General features: G+C 68.2%; 14 protein-coding genes. 4 read left to right on the top strand and 10 right to left on the bottom strand.

Annotated features, from left to right (window positions below):
* Window positions 1-107: 107 nt before the first annotated feature.
* Window positions 108-1,817: a phospholipase D-like domain-containing protein gene (locus tag E5P3_RS10245; protein ID WP_162585873.1), complete on the bottom strand. Its 1,710-nt coding sequence runs from the start codon at window positions 1,815-1,817 to the stop codon at window positions 108-110.
* Between the two features lie 263 nt (window positions 1,818-2,080).
* Between E5P3_RS10245 and E5P3_RS10240 the strand changes: the two genes are divergently transcribed.
* Entirely contained in the window at window positions 2,081-5,050 is a 2,970-nt protein-coding gene (locus tag E5P3_RS10240) for a PAS domain S-box protein (protein ID WP_162585872.1), read from the top strand.
* Between the two features lie 69 nt (window positions 5,051-5,119).
* Here E5P3_RS10240 and E5P3_RS10235 read toward each other — a convergent pair whose 3' ends face one another.
* A complete protein-coding gene (locus tag E5P3_RS10235) occupies window positions 5,120-6,085 on the bottom strand; it encodes a hypothetical protein (protein WP_162585871.1) in 966 nt (321 codons plus the stop codon).
* A gap of 164 nt (window positions 6,086-6,249) precedes the next feature.
* Here E5P3_RS10235 and E5P3_RS10230 point away from each other — a divergent pair, with 164 nt between their 5' ends.
* Together E5P3_RS10230 and E5P3_RS10225 are read left to right on the top strand one after the other, a co-directional pair.
* Window positions 6,250-6,984, top strand: coding sequence for a response regulator (locus E5P3_RS10230; protein WP_162585870.1), 735 nt, complete (start codon window positions 6,250-6,252; stop codon window positions 6,982-6,984).
* Window positions 6,985-7,033: 49 nt separating this feature from the next.
* On the top strand, window positions 7,034-7,807 hold the full coding sequence (locus E5P3_RS10225; RefSeq protein ID WP_162585869.1) for a class I SAM-dependent methyltransferase: 774 nt from the start codon (window positions 7,034-7,036) through the stop codon (window positions 7,805-7,807).
* Window positions 7,808-7,875: 68 nt separating this feature from the next.
* Here E5P3_RS10225 and E5P3_RS10220 read toward each other — a convergent pair whose 3' ends face one another.
* From E5P3_RS10220 to E5P3_RS10195, 6 genes are all read right to left on the bottom strand, one after another.
* Entirely contained in the window at window positions 7,876-9,012 is a 1,137-nt protein-coding gene (locus tag E5P3_RS10220; RefSeq protein WP_162585868.1) for a zinc-binding dehydrogenase, read from the bottom strand.
* A gap of 49 nt (window positions 9,013-9,061) precedes the next feature.
* A complete protein-coding gene (locus E5P3_RS10215; RefSeq protein WP_162585867.1) occupies window positions 9,062-10,252 on the bottom strand; it encodes a hypothetical protein in 1,191 nt (396 codons plus the stop codon).
* A gap of 210 nt (window positions 10,253-10,462) precedes the next feature.
* The gene (locus E5P3_RS10210) at window positions 10,463-11,320 is read right to left on the bottom strand and encodes a hypothetical protein (protein WP_162585866.1); all 858 of its coding nucleotides are present in this window, start codon (window positions 11,318-11,320) and stop codon (window positions 10,463-10,465) included.
* A 217-nt stretch (window positions 11,321-11,537) separates the two neighbouring features.
* Complete coding sequence (locus E5P3_RS10205; protein WP_162585865.1) at window positions 11,538-12,461, bottom strand: dimethyl sulfoxide reductase anchor subunit family protein; 924 nt, start codon at window positions 12,459-12,461, stop codon at window positions 11,538-11,540.
* A complete protein-coding gene (locus tag E5P3_RS10200) occupies window positions 12,458-13,345 on the bottom strand; it encodes a 4Fe-4S dicluster domain-containing protein (protein ID WP_443083283.1) in 888 nt (295 codons plus the stop codon). The genes E5P3_RS10205 and E5P3_RS10200 overlap by 4 nt, the downstream gene beginning before the upstream one ends.
* Window positions 13,345-16,263 (bottom strand): molybdopterin oxidoreductase family protein, encoded by a 2,919-nt coding sequence (locus E5P3_RS10195; protein ID WP_162589625.1) that lies wholly within the window; start codon window positions 16,261-16,263, stop codon window positions 13,345-13,347. Before E5P3_RS10195 ends, E5P3_RS10200 begins: the two co-directional genes overlap by 1 nt.
* Before the next feature lie 85 nt (window positions 16,264-16,348).
* Between E5P3_RS10195 and E5P3_RS10190 the strand changes: the two genes are divergently transcribed.
* Complete coding sequence (locus E5P3_RS10190) at window positions 16,349-17,251, top strand: LysR family transcriptional regulator (RefSeq protein ID WP_162585864.1); 903 nt, start codon at window positions 16,349-16,351, stop codon at window positions 17,249-17,251.
* Window positions 17,252-17,281: 30 nt separating this feature from the next.
* On the opposite strand, the gene E5P3_RS10185 is transcribed toward E5P3_RS10190, so the two are convergent.
* Together E5P3_RS10185 and xsc are read right to left on the bottom strand one after the other, a co-directional pair.
* Window positions 17,282-18,244: a bifunctional enoyl-CoA hydratase/phosphate acetyltransferase gene (locus E5P3_RS10185; RefSeq protein ID WP_162585863.1), complete on the bottom strand. Its 963-nt coding sequence runs from the start codon at window positions 18,242-18,244 to the stop codon at window positions 17,282-17,284.
* Between the two features lie 20 nt (window positions 18,245-18,264).
* A complete protein-coding gene (gene xsc / locus E5P3_RS10180) occupies window positions 18,265-20,076 on the bottom strand; it encodes a sulfoacetaldehyde acetyltransferase (RefSeq protein ID WP_162585862.1) in 1,812 nt (603 codons plus the stop codon).
* Between the last annotated feature and the right edge of the window lie 141 nt (window positions 20,077-20,217).

Below are 20,217 nucleotides of genomic sequence, written 5' to 3'. Positions count from 1 at the left end.
CAACGGCGTTGGATGCGGGTAAAAGGCCACACTTTGGACGGCTATTCGTCAGCGAGGGCGCGCCTGGCCTGTCATGAGCGGCCCCGGCTCCCGGCCTTGCCCGCAGCCTAAAGCAACTCCTCCGCCACGAACAGCGACATCAGCCCGAGCCGCAGCCGCTCGGCCCAGCCCAGGCCGGGTTCGCGCGGGTGCACCACCTCGCGCCCCGCCTCCTGCGCCACCCACTCGAGGTTGCCGGGGCGGCGTGCAGCCGGCCGCAGGCGGTAGCTGCCGACGTCGCGGTCGCGCTGCAGGGTCTGCGTCACCTCGACGGCCAGGGCCGGGCTGTCGATGAGCACGCCCAGTTCGGTGTTCGCGCGCATCGAGCGCCGGTCCATGTTCATCGAGCCGATCAGCAGGCGTCGCCCGTCGATCACTGCCAGCTTGGCGTGCAGCCGGCCGAGCGAGGAGGCGGATTCGCCGGGCGCTGCGTCGGCGCGGCGGCCCAGCGCCGGGCTGAGCTCGTGGAGCTCCACTCCCAGGCGCACCATCTCGGCCCGATAGCGGGCATAGCCCCAGTGCACCAGCGGCTCGTCGGTGGCGGCCTGCGCGTTGGTCATGACGATCACGCGCAGGCCCTTGTCGCGCGCGCGCCGCATCAGCGCCAGGCCGCGCTCGCCCGGCACCAGGTAGGGGGTGGCGACCAGCACCTGGAAGCGCGCCTCGCGCATCGCCTGCAGCGCGCCTTCGAGGGCGAAGGCCTCCGGCGCCGGCCGGCCTTCGGTGGCCGCCTTTTCCGGGCGGTCGGCGTAGAGCCGCGCGGGCGCGAAATGCTGGGTCAGCCGCCCCTCGTCGAGCTCGGCCGCCACGGGGCGGTAGCCCAAGCGGTCGAGCGGCGCCACCGGCGGGTCGCCGCGCAGGCCCTGCAGCGCCTGCGCGTACGCCTGCGCGGAGGCTTGCGCGTCATCGGCCTCGGGCAGCAGCGCCCGCACGGGCCAGGCCTGCTCGCTGTTCCAGAAGCGGTCGAACACGGTCTCGAAGCCATCCACCACCGGCCCGGAGCACAGCACGTCCATGTCGATGAAGTTCGAGGGCTCGCCGCGCTCGAAATAGTCGTCGGCGATGTTGCGCCCGCCGATCACGGCGAACGTTCCGTCGGCGATGAAGAGCTTGTTGTGCATGCGCCGGTTGATGCGCTCGAACTCGTGCAGCGACAGCGCCACGCGCGTGCCCACCTTGCCGCCGCGCTGGGGCAGCGGGTTGAACAGGCGCACCTCCACGTTCGCCTGGGCCGCCAGGCCGGCCAGCAGCAGGCGGCTGTCGTTGGCGTACAGGTCGTCGACCAGCAGGCGCACGCGCACGCCCCGCGCGGCGGCCGCGCCGAGCTCGCGCAGGAAGCGCCGGCCGGTCGCGTCGGCCGCCACCAGGTAGTACTGGATGTCGAGCGAGACCTGGGCGCGGCGGGCCAGCGCGATGCGCGCGTCCAGTGCCTGGTCGCCGTCGGGCAGCAGGCGGAAGCCGGACAGCGCCGGATCGACGCCCGCCGCGGAGGCGCGTGCCGCCTGGGCCAGGCGGGTGTGAGCCACCTCCTCCAGCGCCGTCGAGCGCGCACGGGCGGCATCCGGCGGCGGCAGGCTGGCGCAGCCCCCGGTCAGCAGGGCCGCCAGCGCGTGGCCCAGCAGCGAGGCCGGGCCTGGCCGCAGGCGCCGCAGCTCGCGCGCCAGCGGCGCGCGCATCTGCCAATGCAGCAGCACCAGCAGCGCCTGCAGCCGCTCGCGGAGGCGGACCAGGAAAGCAACGGACAGGGCGACAGACGGGGCAAGCGGGAGATCGGACATCACGGCTCCTCGGGGACTCGAACAAGCGGCTTCACTGGACGGCCTCGCCTTCGGCTGCAGGATTCGTCTTGGGAGCGGCCCTGCGGCTCATGTCAGGCCGATGGCGCAAGGATGGCCGCCGCGGGTATTCGCCTGATATCCCACGCCTGCGCATCCGTAGCCGTTTCGCTGCGCTGCCGGACCACTGCAATCGCCATGTATCCGGCGTGTATCGAACAGGCAATGAGGGCCACGGCCCGGCCAGGCAGGCCTAGACTGGCGCCATGCAAGCCACCGCAACCACCAGCGACGGCGCCACGCTCGCCGGCCTCTCGGCGCAACTCCAATCGCTGCGCCGCGTGGCGCTGGCGGTCGCACACCCCGGCGGGCCGGGGCTGTTCGATGCGCTGGTGCGCGAGCTGGCGGAGGCGCTGGCCGTGCCGACCGTCTTCATTGCGGTGTTCTCCGACGACGTCTGCAGCCTGATGCAAACCGTGGCCGTGCGGCTGGACGGCCGGGCCTTGAAGAACTTCGACTATGTCCTGCAGGGCACGCCCTGCGCGCACGTGGTCGGGCGCGAGTTCCGCTACGTGCCGAGCGGCGTGGCGGCGGAGTTCCCGCGCGGCTCGCTGTTCGCGGCCAAGGGCATGGATTCCTATGCCGCCTTCCCGATGCGCGACAGCCAGGGCGAGGCGCTGGGCCTGCTGGTGGCGATGGACCGCGTGCCGATCGCCGGCGGCGATGCCGAGCACGCCGAGGCCATGCTGAAGATCGTCGCCGGCCGCGCGGCCGCCGAGATCGAGCGCACCCGCACCGACGAGGCGCTGCGTTCGGCGGCGCTGGCGGTGTCGAGCGCACGCAGCGGCACGGTATTCGACGAGCTGGTGCGGCTGCTGGCGACCATCCTGCGCGTGGAGGTGGCCTTCATCGCGCGCCGCGCCGAGGACGAGCCGAAGCAGCTGGCCATGCTCGCCATGCAGTGCGACGGCCAGGTGCTGCACGACATCCGCTACGCGATTGCCGGCACGCCGTGCGAGACCGTGCTGGGGCAGGAGTTCCGCGCGTACCCCAACGACCTGCAGGTGCTGTTTCCCGACGATGAGGATGCGAAGACGCAGGGTGCCATCAGCTACGCCGGCTATCCGCTCACCGCGCTGGACGGCACACCGCTGGGCGTGGTGGCGATCGCCTCGCGGCGCCCGCTGACCCAGGTCGACCGGGTGGAGTCCATGCTCAAGATCTTCGCCATGCGCGCCGCGGCCGAGGTCGAGCGGCTGGCTGCCAGCGAGGCCCTGCAGCATTCCGAAGCGAGCTACCGCACCATCTTCGAGACCGCGGAGGACGCGATCTTCGTCCACGACTGGGACTCGGACCGCTTCATCGACGTCAACAGCCGGGCCTGCGAGACCTTCGGCTACACCCACGAGGAGCTGGTCCGCCTTTCGGTGGGCGACGTCAGTTCCGGCGTGCCACCCTACACCGCCGAAGACGCGCTGCGCTGGATCGAGCTGGCCAAGCAGGGTCACTGCCCCTCCTTCGAATGGCAACGCCGCAACAAGGACGGCAGCCTGCACTGGGACGAGGTACGACTGAAGCCGGCGACCTTCAACGGCCGGCGCCACATCCTGGCCTTCACCCGCGACATCACCGAGCGCCGCGAGCGCGAGCGGGCCCTGCAGCGCAGCGAGGCGCGGCTGCGCGCGACAGTGGAAGCGGCCTTCGACTGCGTGATCGGCATGGACGCGGAAGGCCGCATCGTCGAGTTCAACGCCGCCGCCGAGCGCGTGTTCGGCTACCGGCGCGAGGCGGTGATGGGGCGGCCGGTGGCCGAGGTGATCGTGCCCGAGCGTCGGCGCGAGGCGCACCGGCGGTGGATCCGCGAGTTCCCGATCACCGGCAGCGGGCCGATGCTGGGCAGGCTGGTCGAATCGACCGCGCTGACCGCCAGCGGCGACGAGATCCCGGTCGAGCTCGCGGTGAGCGTGGCCGAGGCGCCCGAGGGCAACATCTTCGTCGGCCACGTGCGCGACATCAGCGCCCGGCGCGAGGCCGAGGCGGCCCGCCTCGCGCTGGAGGCGCAGTTGCGCCAGGCGCAGAAGATGGAGGCCATCGGCCAGCTCACCGGCGGCATTGCGCACGACTTCAACAACATCCTGACCAGCGTCATCGGCTACCTGGTGCTGGCCGAGGAGCGCGCGGAGGCGACCGGCGACGCAGTGCTGCTGCGCCAGCTGGGCCAGGCGCACCTGGCGGCCCAGCGCGCGCGTGACCTGATCGCGCAGATGCTGGCCTTCGCGCGCCGCCAGCGCGGCGAGGCGCGCGTGCTCGACGTGGCGCCGCTGGTGCGCCAGACGCTGCGCCTGCTGCGCGCGACCCTGCCCTCCTCGGTCACGCTGGATGGCAATGCGGGCGTCGACGACATGGCCGCCTCGCCGCTGTGCGTGGCCGTCGACCCGGTGCAGCTCGAGCAGGTGCTCTTCAACCTGTGCATCAACGCGCGCGACGCATTGGACGGTGCCGGCCGCATCAGCGTGCACCTGCTGTCTCATGCGCAGGAGCGCTGGCAATGCGCCTCCTGCCGCGCGCCTGTGGATGGCGGCCCCTGGGTCGAGCTGAGCGTGGCCGACAGCGGAGGCGGCATCGCGCCGGAGCTGCAGGAGCGCATCTTCGACCCCTTCTTCTCCACCAAGGCGCCGGGCAGCGGCTCGGGCATGGGCCTGGCGATGGTGCATGGCATCGTGCACGGCCACGGCGGGCATCTGCGCTTGCGCACCGCGCGCGGCGTCGGCTCGGTGTTCTCGGTGATGCTGCCGCGGGCGGCGACCGCGCCCGACGCCGCCCCCGACCCGGCGCCGCGCTCTACGGCCGGCGCGCCCGCCCTGCGCGGCAGCGTGCTCGTGGTGGAGGACGATCCGATGGTGGGCGACTTCCTGGTCGAGCGCCTGGCCAGCTGGGGCCTGCGCGTGCGGCTGCAGCGCGAGCCGCAGACCGCGGCCGCCTGGCTGGCGGAGCCGGCACACGAGACCGACCTGCTGGTCACCGACCAGACGATGCCGCACATGACCGGGCTGCAGCTGGCCGCCCAGGCCCGCGCGCTGCGCCCCACGCTGCCGGTGGTGCTGGTCAGCGGCAACGCCGGCGGCTTCGATCCGGAGGAACTGGCGCGCTGCGGCGTGCATGCGCTGCTGCGCAAGCCGATCGACGCCGAGCGCCTGCGCACGGTGCTGCGCGAGGTGCTCGCGTCGACGGTTTGAAGCTCGGAGACCGGACTTCAAGAAGCGCTGGTGCGTAGGCGACGTCGATGGTGGCCTGCATCGCCCAACTCAGGCCGCCATCGCTTCTGCCACGCCCGGCTGCTTCGGCATCGCATAGCCGAGCGGCGCGGTGGCGTTGCGGATGCGGGTGGCCTGGGCTGCATCCAGGCAGGAGAACAGGATCTTGTTGAAGCGCGGCTCCAGCAGGCCCGAGACGATGTATTGCCAGCGATAGGCCTTCAGCACCAGCGCATGGATGGCCGCCGCGCGCTCTGCATGCCCGGACAACCCGGTGATCGCGCAGAAGTAGCCCGCATCGGCCATGGCCTGCGCCTGCACGGTGCCATCGACCGCGCCAACCAGCGCGATCAGCTCGCCGACCGCGACGTCGCGCCCGGCGGGGTCGAGGCGGGCGTCCTCCTTCAGGAACTCCATCTCGTCCAGGATCGCGTGCTGGGATTCCTCGCGCCAGTGGTACAGGAAGACGTCCTTCCACAGCGGGCAGATGTGCTCGTCGGACGCGATGCTGGCGCGATAGTGGGCCTGCGAGAAGAGCTCGATGTAGAGCGTCAGCGCCAGGACGGCCCAGTTGCCGCTGCCGAGCACCTCCTGCGCCACGGCATCGGGATCGGCGCGCCTGACGTAGCCGGAAGGCATGTCCTGCTCCATCATCGACTCCAGCCGGCGGAACAGCTTCTGGTGCTTGAGCTCCTCGTCCGTCATGCGCACCAGCGCCTCCATGGCGACTTGGTCGCCCAGGGCCTGCGCCCGGCCGAGCTCCATGACCTTCGCGGCGATGAAGCGTTCGACCAGGCCGAACATGTAGGCGTAGCTGCGCCCCTGGACCTGGCTGAGCAGGCGCTGCTCCTCGCGGCTCAGGAACGGCAGCTCGTCCACGAGCGAGAGTCCGTCGGGGAGGAAATGGCGGCCGTAGTCGAATCCGCGGCCGCGGATGATGTCGCGATCGATCTCCCAGCGCACCCGCTGGGAGACCTCGATGACCTTGGCGTAACGCTCGGTGCTGGTGCTGTTCATGGCTCGATTCCTCAGGTTGGATGAAGACACAGGGCCGGCACAGCCTCGGCGGGTATGCCCGACCCTGCCCTGCAGTCTCGAAGCCGCAGGTAACCAGCGCGCTTCAGCCGTCATCGCCTGTGTTGTGGTTGTGTAGCGCCACGGTGTCGCGCAAAATTCCGCGAATGGAAGAGCCCACCCGCGTCCTCATCGTCGACGACGATGCCTCGGTACGCGCCATGCTGCGCGAATACCTCGGTGGGCACGGCTTCGCGATGAGCGAGGCGTCCAGCGGCCCGCAGATGCGCGAATGCCTCGAGCGCGAGCCGCCGCACCTGGTGCTGCTCGACATCCGGCTGCCCGGCGAGGACGGCCTGAGCCTGGCGAAATACCTGCGCGAGCGCCACGACCTGGCGATCATCATGGTGACGGCCTCGGGCGACGTGATCGACCGCGTGGTCGGCCTGGAGATCGGCGCCGACGACTACATCGCCAAGCCCTTCGACCCGCGGGAGCTGCTGGCCCGCCTGAAGAGCGTGCTGCGCCGCACCCGGGCGCGGACCGGCGCGCCCGAGCCGCCGGCCTCCGCGCCCGCACCGCTGGGCGGCGGCCGCCAGCGCTTCGGCCGCTGCGAGGTGGACATGGAGGCGCGCCGCCTGTTCGAGCAGGGCGGCGCCGAGGTCGCGCTGACGGCGATGGAATTCGAGCTGCTGCGCGTGTTCCTGGCCAACCCCAACCGCGTGCTCTCCCGCGACCAGTTGCTGGTGCACACCCGCAACCGCGAGTGGGAGCCCTTCGACCGCTCGATCGACATCCGCATCGGCCGGCTGCGGCGCAAGGTGGAGCCCGACCCTGCGGGCGAGCCGCGCTGCATCAGGACGGTGCGCAACGCAGGCTACATGTACGTGCCGGACGCCTGATCGCGACCCGCCTTGCGCGATGCGGCCCGGGCTGCGCCTAAGATGCTTCATGACGTCTACCCCGGAACCTCAAGCCCCCCCTGCTGTCGAGCAATTGCCGCATGGCCTGCTGCCCGCCTACTACCGCGACGAAGCCGAGCACCAGCGCTACCTGCGCCGCATCTTCGACGAGACAGCGGGCGACTATGACCGCATCGAACGTGTCCTGGCGATGGGCAGCGGCCGCCGGTACCGCAAGATGGCACTGCAACGAGGAGGCCTGAAGCCGGGCGACAAGGTCGTGGACGTCGGCATCGGCACGGGCCTGCTGGCACGCGAGGCCTTCGCCCTCATCGGCACCGAGGGAAGCCTTGTCGGCGTCGATCCGAGCCCGGGCATGCTCGACCATGTCGATGTGCCCGGTGTACAGCTGCGGATGGGTCGGGCGGAGCAGTTGCCATGCGTCGACGCCGAAGCGGATTTCCTGAGCCTGGGCTATGCATTCCGGCACGTCTCGGACGTCAGCAAGGCCCTGTCCGAGTTTCGCCGCGTGCTGCGCCCCGGAGGCCGGCTGCTGATCCTGGAGATCAGCCGGCCCCAGAGCCGTGTTGGCAACGCGCTGCTCAAGGGTTACATGCGCACGATCGTTCCAGTCATTGCGGGCCTGGTCGCGCGCGATCGCGCCACGCCGGAGCTATGGCGCTACTACTGGGACACCATTGAATCCTGCATCGCACCCGCTCAGATCCTCGCCGCCATGGAGGCGGCCGGGTTCGAAGCGGTTCGACGGCATACGGAACTCGGGATCTTCTCCGAGTACAGCGCCGTCAATCCTCGTGCCTGAAGGCCCGCGACTTTCCCAGTCGGACTTCATGATCGTCCCACCCCGGATGCCTGCAGGAGGCAGCTCGTTCAAGCGCGATTCGGGTTGAGCAGGTACTTCTCGCCCGTCGCCTGCTTCGCGTACACCGCAATCTCCTCCGGCCGCAGGGCCTCGCGCAGGGACACCTCCTTGGTGTAGCGGCTCGCGAAGGTCGTCCTGAGCTCCGCCGCCACGCGCGCCTTGAGCCGCGCCGCGCCCTCGGGGCCGACCTTCTGCAGGAAGTTGAAGAGCAGCCAGCCGCCCATGCCCCACGTCATGCCGAAGCCGCGCGTGAACTCGGTCGGGCCACGGTCGAGGCCGCCGTAGATGTAGACCTGCTTGTGGATCGGCGTCCCGTAGCGGCTGTACTCGGTCGCCTTGCGCAGCAGCGCGGCCTCCATGGCATTGAGGATCTGCCCGGCCAACTTGCCGCCGCCGATGGCATCGAAGGCCAGCGTGGCGCCGGTGGCGGCCAGGGCTTCGGTCAGGTCTTCCATGAAGGTCGGTGCGCTCGCGTCGCACACATGCTTCGCGCCGATCGCGCGCAGGATCTCGGCCTGCTCCTTCCTGCGTACGATGTTCACGAGTTCGATGCCGTCCGCGAGGCAGATGCGGTTGAGCATCTGGCCGAGGCTGGAGGCCGCCGCCGTGTGCACCAGTGCCTTGTGGCCTTCGCGCTTCATGGTCTCGACCATGCCCAGCGCGGTGAGCGGATTGACGAAGGCCGAGGCGCCCTCGGCGGGCGTCGTGCCCTCGGGCAGCGCCATGCACTGGGCCGCCGGGAGGCAACGGTACTGCGTGTACATCGCCCCACCGAGCATCGCGACTGTCTTGCCCAGCAGCGCCTGCGCCTCGGGCGAGCTGCCGGCCGCCACCACCACGCCGGCGCCTTCGTTGCCGATCGGCATGGACTGGTCGAGCCGGCCGGCCATGGCTTTCATGGCGGCTTCGGGCACGGTGGCGGTGATCACAGGGCGCTCGGGCGTGCCGCTCGGCTTGGCCGTCTTCATGTCGGCCGCGCCGAACAGCAGGCCGAGGTCGGAGGGGTTCATGGGAGAGGCCTCGACGCGCACGATCACTTCGTGAGGCTTGGGCTCGGGAACCGGCTCCTCGGCTAACGAGAGTTCGAGTTCGCCGTTGCGCCGGATCAGCGAGCGGAGTTGAAGGGTCGTGCGGGGCTGGGTCATGCGCGTGTCTCCCGGATTTGAGGGTTGCCAGTATAGGAGTCGGTTCCGTTCATGGATGCTTCGGCGCCGGGGGCACGGCAGGTCCGGCGGGCATCGTGAACACGGGCTTGGGCGCGGCGGGCGGCGGGTGCTTCATCCGCGCCTCGATGGTGTGCACGAGATCGCGCATATCTCTGTTGCCAGGGTTCTGGTCGGATTGGCGCCTAGCGATGGCCGCCAGCTTCTGAACCTGCGATCCCGGCATGGCCTCCGCGATCAAAGGCATCGCATCCCACGACGAGAGATATGCCAAGACCTTGCGCGGATCGGTGCCCGGCTCGCTCAGCTTGGCGACGATGATCTCGTTCATGTTGCGGCCTGATTTCGCGCTCTCGATGGTGGCGCTCGCGCGCAACCACGTGCAATAGCGGAGCGCATCGGTCCCAGGGTACAGACCCACCTCCGGACCGAAGTCCGGCTCTGTGTTGCGCAGCAGTTTGGCCATGTCCTCGGAAGATTTCAGGAAAGGTGCGGCACTGGAGTCCTGGCCACTGTTGAGTCCGGACGCCAGGATGTCGGAAGCGAGTCGATTGGACGATGCCAGCACTTCCGCCATGAATTCTTTTTGCTTTTCCGGCGGTGCTTCAGGGATAAGGTGCGCGATCTCGCGAAAGTAGGAATCGGTAGGCAAGGCACCGTTTCGAAGGGCCTGATCGAGTACTTGCTTGGTGTCCGGCAGGTAGCCCAATCTTGCGTAATACGTGGCCGCATAAGCTGCGGCCTGCTTGTTTGAGCCTGCGACAAAGTTCTTCAATTCAAGTGCGATATCCTGGTTCGCGCCGGATGTGTTCTCCCGGTTATAGATCGCAAAAAGGACAGAAGGCATGGCGATTTTTTCCTCTTCGCTTAATCGACCACTACGTGAAAGCCCGACGGCCAACGTTGCCGAAAGAGGCGTCGCGGGAATACCTTTTGCGTGCATTTCTTCCAACGCAATGCGCCCTGGTATCCCAGGGGTTGGTTGATAGGAGCGCAGTGGATTCTCTTCGTCGATCCTGGAGGCAGCAATCGCCAGGTTGGCTCGATATTCGGCCGCTCCGTTCGCCAACGCGCTACTGGGAGTGCCGAACGCGGACGCCGATGCACTACCAGATTGCTCCGCTCGCGCACCGGCCTGAGACGCTTCCGTAAGGTCGTAATAGAGAGCAAAGCAACCCGCGAGCCCCGCAATCCCGAGCAAGGTCCAATGAAGACTTTTCATTCATTATCCCCTGAAATTCTTCAACGCTTGGAACACGACCGAAGGAATGATCGTAGCTGTCAAGATGTTAGTTTTGAAGAAATCCCAGCGTGCATAGGGCGAGTCGAGGGACACTCTTTGAATTGGATTGCCCTTCGCATCCACCTGGCCTCCAGCGGAGAAGATGTTGTAGATATCTATCACAAAAGTGTCGCAACGATAGGCTCCCACTTAAAAATCGGTCGTCGCGGTCTTCGGCAATGCAGGTTTGGCGGCAGTAGAAAGCGTGTAAGTGGCGCCCAGCCTGTAAATCTGGAGTGCACGCGCATTCATGGCATCCCGGCTTCTTAATACTTGCCCCAGATTGTTTGTGCAATTGGTTTCGAAGCATCCTTTGACATAAAAGTCCGGAATTTCCGGGTAGCCCGCCCCCCAGTACGCGTTTGGCCCCTGCGCTCGCACAGGTGATTTGAAATTTTCTACCGTTACGTACTGAACGACGAGTGACTCGTTCATGACCTGGTAAACATTGGAGCCATTGAAGTAGCCCACATGCCCAGGCGCAGCAAGCCAACCCACGAGTTCACGGCCTATCACATCGCCGGCCCGCTTCGGCTCCGGCTTGTTCAGATCCGGATCGGCCCCGATACCCCAGATCGTTTGCCCGTTGGCCGCCACCACGACAAGGTTGCCATCGTCCTGCGGTTTCAGGTACGCGCCCGCATTTCCCGAAGTCGCGGAATACCAGGTGGCGTAGCGGGCCGGCGGTTCCTTGTAGTAGATGGGTTCACCTTTTTGAATCGGAAGGGGCGGCGGGTCGTAGTAGGTGACAGCATTTCCGTCGTCCTGCATGACAAGAAATCCACCGGGCAGATTCGACGTGCCGGTGTTCCAACGCACCGCGCCATCGGCGACCCGGTAGTACACGAGATTCCCGTCGCCCTGCATGATCAGCATGTACTGCTGATTGTCCGAATAGATGCTTTGCCCCGCATACATCGCGGAGCCGGGTGCCAGGATTGCGGCGCTGGCAAGCTCGGCAATGAAAAACAGGGTCGCGGCGATGACCCTTGGAATCAACTCCCTCATTTTTTTCCTTTGGCTGGTTCCCCGTCCCGGACGTGGGGCGGCGGCCGATGCTAGGCGTTGCCTGCTCGGCCCCACAACTACCATATCTAGTAGTTGTGCCAGCACTGGAAATTTGCTAGCTCATTGATCGTTCATGACTTCGCGCGGCCACCCGGTGATATCGATCGAGCAAAAGAAAGCCGGCATAAAACTGCCGGCATTTTTTTTCCCCAACCGCTCAGGACACCACCTGGTAGTACAGGTTCTGCGGATGCCGCGCCTGCGCGAAGAAGAACCACCGCTCCGCAACCAGCCCCGGCACCTGCACCAGCAACGCCAGCACGAACGCAAGCGTCGAGTGCGAGGCGATCCCCCACAGCAGCAACAAGGCGGGAACCGCGAAGCCCAGCACGAGGAAGCCCAGCTTGACCTGCTTCAACGCAGCGCGGCTGGCGCCATGAAAGAACTCGCGCGTATTGAAGGAGCCCGCCGACATCCCCATCGACTTCTGCACCAGCTTCGGCGCGCGGATGCCGGTGGCCGTCTGCAGCGTGGAGCGCGGCACCAGCGCGGCATTGCGACGCAGCGACATCGCCCGTGTGCCCCACGCGGCGAGCGTGACAGCGAGCGCGCACGGTCCGCTCACTCGCAGCAAAGCCGACTCGCCCATCAGCGCCGCCAGCGCGCTGGCGAGGATGAGGCCCGAGGACAGCCCGATCAGCGTGAAGTTGACCAGCGTCAGCGGCTGCGCCCATTCCTGGATGAAGCGCAGGCAGGCGTAGATCATCGCGGTGCAGTACCAGAGCAAGGCGGCGACGGCGATGGCAGCCAGCGGCAGCCACGGCGCCTGGATGCCGTTGCGCAAGGCCAGCCACCACAGCGCCACCACAGCGATGAAGGCGGGCAGCACGATGACCTCGCGAGACAGCCAGGAGGTGCGCCACATCAGCACCGCGCGCCAGGCACGCTCGGGCCGGCCCAGATGGCCGAAGGAGGCGCCGAGGCCGACCAGCAACATCGCCTCGGCCACGATCAGCGACAAGCCGAGGAAGCCCGGCGCGAGCGGCATGCCGGCGAGCACGGCCAGCGCCAGCGTGACGACCAGTCCCTGCGCGGCGCCGGCCACGGTGGTGAAGACGACGACCGAGAACGCCGGGTTCACGACATGCCTCCCAGCCGGGGCTGGACCTTGGTCGGGCCGCCGGCCTCGTCGGTCACGCGCCGCGGCAGGTACTGGTTGGCGGGGTTGGTCTCCCACTCGGGCATCAGCGAATAACCGCCGCGCTCGCGGATGGCCTTCGAGACTTCGGAGTCCGGGTCCTTCACGTCGCCGAACAGGCGCGCGCCGGTCGGGCAGGCCTTCACGCAGGCGGGCTGGCGATCTTCCTTGGGAAGGTTCTCGTCGTAGATGCGGTCGACGCAGAGCGTGCACTTGGTCATGACCTGGCGCTCCTCGTCGAGCTCGCGCGCGCCGTAGGGGCAGGCCCAGGCGCAGTATTTGCAGCCGATGCACTTGTCGTAGTCGACCAGCACGATGCCGTCTTCCTTGCGCTTGTAGCTGGCACCGGTGGGGCACACCGGCACGCAGGGTGGGTCCTGGCAATGCAGGCAGCTCTTGGGGAAGTGGATGGTCTCGGTGCCGGGGAAGGTGTTGGCCTCGTAGGTCTGCACACGGTTGAAGAAGGTGCCGGTGGGGTCGGCACCATACGGCTTCTCGTCGGCCAGCGGGCCGGCGCTGCCGGAGGTGTTCCACTGCTTGCAGGACGTGACGCAGGCGTGGCAGCCGACGCAGACGTTGAGATCGATGACGAGGGCGAGCTGCTTGGCCAGCGTCTCGCCCGGTTCGGCGCGCACGCTGTCGTGCCCGCTGCGACGCTCGGTGCTGCGCCGCGCAACTGGCGGCTCCAGTTCGGCTTCCCGCGCAGCCGCGGGGACTGCCGCCGTGCCGCAACCGCACCCCTCGCCGCAAGCGCCGCCCGCGACGGCCAGCGCGGGCTCGCGCACCGGCTGCCCGGCGGAGGCCAGCAGGTCCTTCAGCCATTGCATCATTTCCTTTTCCTCCCCGCGAAGTAGGTGAGCACGTTGGCCGCCTTCCCCAGCACCCCCGGCGCGGCCGGCACGGTGGCGATCTGCGGGAAGCTCTCGTGCGGCTCTTCGGGCTCGGCAGGCCGGATGCGCACGCGCACGTCGTACCAGCCGGCCTGGCCGGTGATCGGATCGGAGTTGCTGATGGTCTTGCCGGCGAAGGGCAACTCCTCGGAGATCAGGTGGTTCAGCAGGAAGCCCTTGCGCGCCTCGTCGGCGCCGGGCGCGAGCTGCCACGCGCCGTCGGCCTTGCCGATGGCATTCCAGGTCCACACGGTGCCGGGCTCCACGGCTTCGCTGTAGCGCAGCATGCAGCGCACCTTGCCCCATTGGCTCTCGACCCAGCACCAGCCGCCATCGGCAATGCCGGCCGCCTTCGCGGTCAGCGGATTCACATGCAGGTAGTTGTGGCTGTGGATCTGCCGCAGCCACGCGTTCTGCGAATCCCAGGAGTGGTACATCGCCATCGGCCGCTGCGTGATCGCATTGAGCGGATAGGCCTCCAGCTCGGTCGCCGCCTCCTCGAGCGGCGGATACCAGAAGGGCAGCGGATCGAAGTAGGTGTCGATGCGCTCTCGCAGCGCATCCGGCGGCTGGCGGCCCGCGCTCTTGCCCTGGGCCGCGAGGCGGAAGCTCTGCAGCGTGTCGGAGTACAGCGCCAGCTGCACCACGTCGTTCTTCTGGCGCCAGCCCTTGTCCTTGGCGAAGTCCAGGTACTCGCGGTTCCAGTTGCGCATGTAGTGCATCGTCTCCGGCATGTGGTACTGGAACACGCAGTTGTTCTGCGCGTAGGCTTCCCACTGCTTCGGATTCGGCTCGCCGCGCAGGTGCTGGTCGCCGTCCTTGCCGCGCCAGCCCATCAGGAAGCCGATGCCAGGCTGCGGCTGGAAGTTGACGACGAAGTCCGGGTAGCCGCTGAACTTGCGCTCGCCTTCCGGCGTGGTGAAGGCCGGGAACTTCATGCGCGAGGCCAGTTCGATCAGCACCTCCTGGAAGGGCTTGCACTGGCCGGTAGGCGGCACCACCGGCACGCGCACCGAATCCACCGGCCCGTCGAACTCGGAGATCGGCCGGTCGAGCATGCTCATCACGTCGTGCCGCTCGAGGTAGGTGGTGTCGGGCAGCACCAGGTCGGCGAAGGCCACGGTCTCGCTCTGGAAGGCATCGCAGACGACGAGGAAGGGGATCATGTACTCGCCCTGCTCGTCCTTGCGGTTGAGCATCTCGCGCACCGCCATCGTGTTCATGCTGGAGTTCCAGGCCATGTTGGCCATGAAGATCAGCAGGGTGTCGATGCGGTAGGGGTCGCCCTTCACAGCGTTGGTGATCACGTTGTGCATCAGCCCGTGGGCCGAGAGCGGGTGCTCCCACGAGAAGGCGTGGTCGATGCGGATCGGCGAGCCGTCGGGGTTGATGGCCAGCTCATCCGGGTTGGCCGGGAAGCCCAGCGGCGCCGCGTTGAGCGGCGTGTTCGGCTGGATCATCTCCGGGGAATTGAAGGCGCGGTAGTTGGGCACGATGTGGCGCGGGTACGGCGCCTTGTGCCGGAAGCCGCCGGGCGCGTCGATGGTGCCCAGCACGCTCATCAGCACCGCGAGCGCACGCACGGTCTGGAAACCGTTGGAATGCGCGGCCAGGCCGCGCATCGCGTGGAAGGCCACGGGGCGCGCCTGGGTGGTCGGATGCTTCTTGCCCCAGGCGTCGGTCCAGGGGATGGGCAGCTCGAAGGCCTGCTGCAGCGCCGTCTCGCCCATCTCGCGCGCGAGCTTGCGGATGCGCTCGGGGTCGATGCCGGTGATCGCCGATGCCCACTCCGGCGTGCAGCTGGCCACGCGCTCGCGCAGCAGCTGGAACGAGGGCGCGACGCGCGTGCCATCGGCCAGGGTGTAGTGGCCCTCGAGTGCCGGGTCGCAGCCCTCGGCAATGCCTTCCGGGTAGGCCGGCATCACGCTGCCCGAGGCCTTGTCCCACACCAGCTTGTTGTGCGGATGGCGGCCGTCGCCCGGCGGCCCGCGCTCGGGGTCGAAGGCGAACAGGCCCTGGCGGTCGCAGTCGTCCAGCACCACCAGTTGGGGGGCGTTGGTGAAGCGCTTGAGGGAGGCGTGGTCCACGAGATCGTTCGCGATCAGCTCGTGCAGCAGCGCCATGAAGAGCGCGCCATCGGTGCCCGGCTTGATCGGGATCCATTCGTCGGCGATCGCCGAGTAGCCGGTGCGCACCGGGTTGATGGAGATGAAGCGCCCGCCATTGCGCTTGAACTTGCTGATGGCGATCTTCATCGGGTTGCTGTGATGGTCCTCGGCGGTGCCGATCATCACGAAGAGCTTGGCGCGATCGAGGTCGGGCCCGCCGAACTCCCAGAAGCTCCCGCCCACGGTGTAGATCATGCCGGCGGCCATGTTGACCGAGCAGAAGCCGCCGTGCGCCGCGTAGTTGGGCGTGCCGAACTGGCGTGCGAACAGGCCGGTGAGCGCCTGCATCTGGTCGCGGCCGGTGAAGAGCGCGAACTTCTTCGGGTCGGTCGAGCGGATCTTCTGCAGCCGCTCGGTCAGAAGGTCGAAGGCGCGTTCCCAGCTGATCGGCTCGAACTCGCCCGCCCCGCGCTCGCTGCCGGGCTTGCGCAGCAGCGGCTGCGTGAGCCGCGCCGGCGACACCTGCTTCATGATGCCCGAGGAGCCCTTGGCGCAGATCACGCCCTGGTTCAGCGGATGGTCCGGGTTGCCGTCGATGTAGCGCACCTCGCCGTCCCGCAGGTGCACGCGGATGCCGCAGCGGCAGGCGCACATGTAGCAGGTGGTGGTCTTGACCTCGGTGTCGGCCGTGGGCGTCGGCGACGCCAGCGGGTCGTGAATGGGCTCGCGCGAAAGGAAGTTGAGCAAGGCGCTGGCTCCGGTTGTCGTGGGGGTTTCTCTACCCATGATAGGGTTCTGCTTCTGAACAAAAAAGCAGTTAATTCAGTTCATCATGACCGAAAAAACCGATCATCGACTGCGCCTCACCCTGCGCCAGCTCGAGGTCTTCGCGGCCACGGCGCGCGAGGGCTCGACGCGCGCCGCGGCCGGCCGTGTCGCACGCTCGCAGTCGGCCGCCAGCGCCGCGCTGGCCGACCTGGAAGCCGCGCTCGGCGCCCAGCTGTTCGACCGCATCGGCCGCCGCCTGGTGCTCAACGAGAACGGCCGCGCGTTGCTGGCGCGCTCGGTCTCGCTGGTGGACCAGGCCGCCGAGCTGCAGGCCCTGTTCTTCACCGAGCAGCAGACGCCGCTGCGCATCGCGGCCAGCTTCACCACGGGCGAGTACCTGCTGCCCGGGATCGTGCTGCGCTGGAAGCAGGAGAACCCCCAGGCGCGCGCGCGGCTGATCATCGGGAACAGCACCGACGTGATCGCCGCGGTGGTCGGCTTCGACGCCGACGTCGGCTTCATCGAGGGCCGGCAGACGCATCCCGACCTGGCGGTACACCGCTGGCTCAGCGACGAGATGGTGATCGTGGCCGCGCCGACACACCCGCTGGCGGGACGCACGGCCGGCGTGCGCGAGCTGGCCGAGGCGGGATGGGTGCTGCGCGAGGAAGGCTCCGGCACGCGCGAGGCGACCAACGACTGGCTGGGCCGGCGCGTCGGCCCGCTCAACATCGAGCTCGAGCTGGGCAGCAGCCACGCCATCAAGCGCGTGGTGGCCTCGGGCGTGGGCGTCGGCTGCATGTCGCGCTATGCGGTGGCCGACGCGCTGGCGGATGGCTCGCTGGTGGAGCTGAAGACAACGCTGCCGAAGAACTCGCGCGCGCTCTCGATCGTGCTGCATCGCGAGCGGCGGCCGGGGCGGACGATGCAGGGGTTCATCGACTTCTGCAAAAGCGCGACTGGGTAGAAATCGGACATCCGCATTCGGATGTCCTTCTCAAACCGAGTCCTGCGCGGCCCCCAGCACCGCGAGCGCCACCGAGGCGATGCGCGAAGGCAGCGAGTCCGCGCGCGAGGTCAGCACGATCGGCACGCGTGCGCCCAGCACGAGCCCGGCGCATTCGCCACCGCCGATGTAGGTGAAGCTCTTGTAGAGCATGTTGCCGGCGTTGAGGTCCGGCACCAGCAGCAGGTCGGCATCGCCGGCCACGCGCGACTCGATCTTCTTGATATGCGCGGCCTCGGCCGAGATCACGTTGTCGAAGCCGAAGGGGCCTTCGACCACGGCCCCGGGCCAGGCACCGGCGTGTGCCATCGCGACCAGCGCCTGCGCATCGACGGTGGCCGGGATGGCCGGGTTCACCGTCTCCACCGCGGCCACGATGCCGACCTTGGGCTGCTCGATGCCCAGCTTGCGTAGCAGCGCGATCGCGTTGCCGAGGATGTCGCGCTTGGCTTCCAGCGAAGGCGCAATGTTGACCACACAGTCGGCCACGCCCAGGAGCTTGGGGTAGCGCGGCAGGTCGAACAGGAAAAGGTGGCTGATGCGCGTGTCCCCGCGCAGGCCGATGGTCTTGTCGACCACGGCCGACATCAGCTCGTCGGTGTGCAGCGAGCCTTTCATGAGCGCGCCCACCACGCCCTGGCGCGCCATGGCGACGGCGCGGCGCGCGCTCTCGGCGGCGGTGTCGCTGCAGTCGATGATCTCGAAGTCGTTGGCATCGACGCCGGCCGCGCCGGCCGCGTGCAGGATGGCCTCGCGCGGGCCGATCAGCACCGGCTGCGCGAGCTCCTCGTCGCGGATGCGCGCGGCCGCGTCGAGCGCCGCCGCATCGCAGGGATGGACCAGCCCGACGCGCACCCGCCGGCTGCTCGCCCGCTCGCGCGCCCGGGCCACCAGGGCGTCGAGCCGGGGATGCGCAGCTGGCTCGGTCGCCAGCTGCTGTGCTGCTGAAGCCATGTCGCTGCTGCGGCCTGCGCTCAGACGTAGTCCTTGTACTTTTCGAGCAGGCGCACGGGCTTGGCGAGCGCGTCGCGGCGGAAGGGGTCGCCCAGTTCGCGCGTGCACATGACCTCGATCACCGTGGTCTTGCCCTGGTTCATCTGCATGTCCACCGCCTTCTTGAGCGCGGGGCCCACGTCCTCCAGCCGGTCGACCACGATGCCCTCGGCGCCCATGGCCTTGGCGATGCCTGCGAAGCTCTCGCTCTCCAGCTCGCCGGCGACGAAGCGGCGGTTGTAGAAGTCGACCTGGTTCTTCTTCTCCGCGCCCCACTGGCGGTTGTGGAAGACCACCGCCGTCACCGGGATTTCGTGGCGCACGCAGGTCATGATCTCGACCATGCTCATGCCCCAGGCGCCGTCGCCCGCGTAGGCGATGGCCGGGCGGTCCGGCGCGGCCAGCTTGGCGCCGATCATGGTGGGCAGCGAGTAGCCGCAGTTGCCGAAGCTCATCGGCGCGAAGAAGCTGCGCGGCTCCTCGAAGCGCAGGTAGCTGTTGGCCACGGCGTTGATGTTGCCGATGTCGGTGGAGACCATGGCGCGCGGCGGCATCGCCTTCTCCAGTTCGCGCAGCACTTGCCGCGGGTGCAGCCACTTGCCGCCTTCCTTCTCGGCCTCCTGGATCATGTCGAGGCTGTAGGGGTCGCGCTCATGGGTCCAGCCGTCGAGCTCTTTCTCCCATGCGTCTTTCTCTTCCTTGATCTTCGCGGCGCGCTCGGCCTTGGTGGCGTCGCAGGCGAGCGTGCGGTCCGCCAGGCGCGCGAGCAGCGCCTTGGCCACCGCCTTGGCGTCGCCGTGGATGCCGACGGTGATCTTCTTCACCAGGCCCAGGTTGGTGTGCTCGGCCTCGACCTGGATGATCTTGGCGTTCTTGGGCCAGTAGTCCATGCCGTGCTGCGGCAGCGTGCCGAACGGGCCCATGCGCGAGCCGAGCGCGAGCACGACGTCGGCCTGCGCGATCAGCTTCATCGCGGCCTTGCTGCCCTGGTAGCCCAGCGGGCCGGCCCACAGCGGATGGCTGGCGGGGAAGGAATCGTTGCGCAGGTAGCCGTTGGCCACCGGCGCGCCCAGGCGCTCGGCCAGGGCCTTGCATTCCTCGACCGCGTCGCCCATCACCACGCCGCCGCCCGAGAGGATGACGGGGAACTTGGCGGTGGCCAGCAGCTCGACCGCAGCCGCCAGGCTGTTCTCGCCACCCGAGCCGCGCTCCACGCGCATGGGCTTGGGGATCTCGCACTCGACCTCGCCGTAGAAGTAGTCGCGCGGGATGTTGAGCTGCGTCGGGCCCATTTCGGAGATCGCGCGGTCGAAGCAGCGCGCCGTGTATTCGGCCATGCGCTTGGGGTTGTTCACATGGCCTTGGTACTTGGTGAACTCCTGGAACATCGGCAGCTGGTTGGCTTCCTGGAAGCCGCCCAGGCCCATGCCCATGGTGCCGGTCTCGGGCGTGACGATCACCACCGGGCTGTGCGCCCAGTAAGCCGCCGCAATGGCGGTCACGCAGTTGCTGATGCCCGGGCCGTTCTGGCCGATCACCACGCCATGGCGGCCGGAGACGCGCGCATAGCCGTCGGCCATGTGGCCAGCGCCCTGCTCGTGCACCACGGGGATCAGGCGGATGCCGGCGGGCGCGAAGATGTCCATCGCGTCCATGAAGGCCGAGCCCATGATGCCGAACATGTCGGTCACGCCGTTGGCGACCAGGGTTTCGACGAAGGCCTCGGAGGGCGTCATCTTCTGCACGCCGGTGACGGCGGCGCGGGCGGGCGTGGCGGGGGGTTGCTTGGTCATGGAAGGTCTCCTAGGGTCGGCGAAGTCGCAGGTTTCTCGAAAGTTGGAACCGATAGTTCCGGAATTCGTGTTGGCGAAATATAGGGCCCTGTCCGGCTTGCGTCAAACAAAATTCCGGAAATCGGTACAGGTTGTCCCGTT

This window comes from Variovorax sp. RA8 (genome assembly GCF_901827175.1).
Lineage (GTDB): Bacteria > Pseudomonadota > Gammaproteobacteria > Burkholderiales > Burkholderiaceae_C > Variovorax.
The sequence above is the reverse complement of the archived record's forward strand: the minus strand, read 5'-3'. Positions and strand labels throughout refer to the sequence as shown.

Excerpts from the sequence above, each read along its gene's own strand:
- E5P3_RS10245 (WP_162585873.1), bottom strand. The coding sequence starts at position 1,817 with ATGTCCGATCTCCCGCTTGCCCCGTCTGTCGCCCTGTCCGTTGCTTTC.
- E5P3_RS10240 (WP_162585872.1), top strand. The coding sequence starts at position 2,081 with ATGCAAGCCACCGCAACCACCAGCGACGGCGCCACGCTCGCCGGCCTC.
- E5P3_RS10235 (WP_162585871.1), bottom strand. The coding sequence starts at position 6,085 with ATGAACAGCACCAGCACCGAGCGTTACGCCAAGGTCATCGAGGTCTCC.
- E5P3_RS10230 (WP_162585870.1), top strand. The coding sequence starts at position 6,250 with ATGGAAGAGCCCACCCGCGTCCTCATCGTCGACGACGATGCCTCGGTA.
- E5P3_RS10225 (WP_162585869.1), top strand. The coding sequence starts at position 7,034 with ATGACGTCTACCCCGGAACCTCAAGCCCCCCCTGCTGTCGAGCAATTG.
- E5P3_RS10220 (WP_162585868.1), bottom strand. The coding sequence starts at position 9,012 with ATGACCCAGCCCCGCACGACCCTTCAACTCCGCTCGCTGATCCGGCGC.
- E5P3_RS10215 (WP_162585867.1), bottom strand. The coding sequence starts at position 10,252 with ATGAAAAGTCTTCATTGGACCTTGCTCGGGATTGCGGGGCTCGCGGGT.
- E5P3_RS10210 (WP_162585866.1), bottom strand. The coding sequence starts at position 11,320 with ATGAGGGAGTTGATTCCAAGGGTCATCGCCGCGACCCTGTTTTTCATT.
- E5P3_RS10200 (WP_443083283.1), bottom strand. The coding sequence starts at position 13,345 with ATGCAATGGCTGAAGGACCTGCTGGCCTCCGCCGGGCAGCCGGTGCGC.
- E5P3_RS10190 (WP_162585864.1), top strand. The coding sequence starts at position 16,349 with ATGACCGAAAAAACCGATCATCGACTGCGCCTCACCCTGCGCCAGCTC.
- E5P3_RS10185 (WP_162585863.1), bottom strand. The coding sequence starts at position 18,244 with ATGGCTTCAGCAGCACAGCAGCTGGCGACCGAGCCAGCTGCGCATCCC.
- xsc (WP_162585862.1), bottom strand. The coding sequence starts at position 20,076 with ATGACCAAGCAACCCCCCGCCACGCCCGCCCGCGCCGCCGTCACCGGC.